Source organism: Campylobacter troglodytis (genome assembly GCF_006864425.1).
GTDB lineage: Bacteria > Campylobacterota > Campylobacteria > Campylobacterales > Campylobacteraceae > Campylobacter_D > Campylobacter_D troglodytis.
Genome location: NZ_QHLI01000137.1, coordinates 1 through 1,710, shown reverse-complemented (window position 1 = coordinate 1,710; position 1,710 = coordinate 1). Strand labels below are relative to the sequence as shown.

The window sequence follows — 1,710 nt, the reverse complement described above, 5'->3', positions numbered from 1 at the left end:
TGCAAATGATAGCTCATAAAGATCTGAAAGCTCAATCTAAAATAAATTCAAGCATAAATTCACAGACTTTAAACGAAACTAAGGATGAATCTACACAAGCTTTGGCACAATCTAGCACAAATTCTGCCATCGCAATAAATTGCGACAAAAAAGAGTATGCTTACGAAGAAAACTCTCAAAAGTGTATCATCATAGGCTCTAAGAGCATAGAGGAAGCAATAAAGGTGCATTTGCAAAGCAAAGTAAGCGATGATTATGAGGTTTTGCGTAGAATAAACAAAATAATTTCCACCATTAAGCTACCAAGCGATAATGTCAAGGTAGAACATCAAATACAACTGTGCTTGGATGAGGAAATTGAAGATTGCGAATTAAGCTCTATGTCGGTTGTCATAACGCGCAAAAGCAAGGATGAAATAGTCATAGAATACGCTCCTGGTGCATTTTACCAAAAAACTTATAAACAAAACAAAAACGAAGTAGAAGTAATGAATGAGAGTTATATTTAAATGCTTGAAAAATGAAAAGGTTTCTTAGTAAAATCATCCCTACTCGCATTTGTTAGCAGTTTACATATTAAATTCAATTTTTTCAAATTCAAATTTAAAGAGCATTTAAATTTTGTCAAAAGTTTTCAAGGATAAAATTTCACATTTGCAAAAGATCTCTATGATATGTATTAGCCCACATACATAGATAAAGCTCAAGGTAAATCAATGCTATAAAAATCTTGATGTAAAATTCAAAAAGATTAAAGATGATGAAAAAAGGCGATAAAATTTTGGCTTAACTTAAGGATTTTGCCTTATCAATTTCAGTAAAACTTGATCTAGATTTTAATCTTATTTAATGATAAATTTTTTAGAGCTTTCTTGCAAGATTGTTATTTGGTAAGTGTCATAATAAAATCCACTGATTTTGACACTGTATATAAATTCAAGACTCAAGATGCTTTAATTAGGATTTTGGCTTATTTATTTTAGGCTCAATTTAACTTCAGCGAATTTTGCTTTATCAACTTTAATAAATTTTGATGAAAATTGTGTCATAAATTTTTCGTCTAAATTCTGTTTCTTTATAAGTGAAGGATATTTTTTTCTTAACACCACTAAATTTGGCTAAGCTAAATTTCGCAAACTTCTGTTTGCAGTTACAAGAGCACGAAGCAAAAACATTCACAATTTCGTTTATGTGCCTGTATCCCTTTGCAAACTCGTTTTTAGAGTGTTTTATTCTGTAATGTGCTTTTGCTCCTTCTAATACGCAGTTGCAAGCCTAGAGTGGTAAAAATAACTCTCATCAACCTCTATCTCACCACTTATTTTAGAAAACTTCTCGCATTCTATTGCAATTAAAATGCGAATTTTTTACACACAACTTTATGAAAATTTGACAAACTTAGAGGGCTTTTCGCCTTTAAATCAATTCTTACAAAATTGCGAGTGTAAGGAAGCAAAAAAATATTTAAGAATCTATCACAAATTTTGCCTCTGAAATTTTGAAACGATTAATATGCTTGTTTTTCATCGATACAATCATAACTTAAAATTCTTTTGTTAGAGTTTAAGTTGTCTTGATTTAAAATTTATTAAAGTTAATAAGAGCAAATTATATTAAGTTTAATTTTATTTAGCTCTTTTGTAAAAAACAGTTATTATTAGCTATCAAAGCAAAGGCATCTTAAAAAACTTTGTTACATTTAGACTTTGT

At 29.4% G+C, this 1,710-nt stretch carries 1 protein-coding gene; it reads left to right on the top strand.

All coding sequences use genetic code 11. The features are described 5' to 3' along the window. On the top strand, positions 1-509 hold a 509-nt coding region (locus DMC01_RS14030; RefSeq protein ID WP_185908948.1), incomplete at its 5' end, for a hypothetical protein. Between the last annotated feature and the right edge of the window lie 1,201 nt (positions 510-1,710).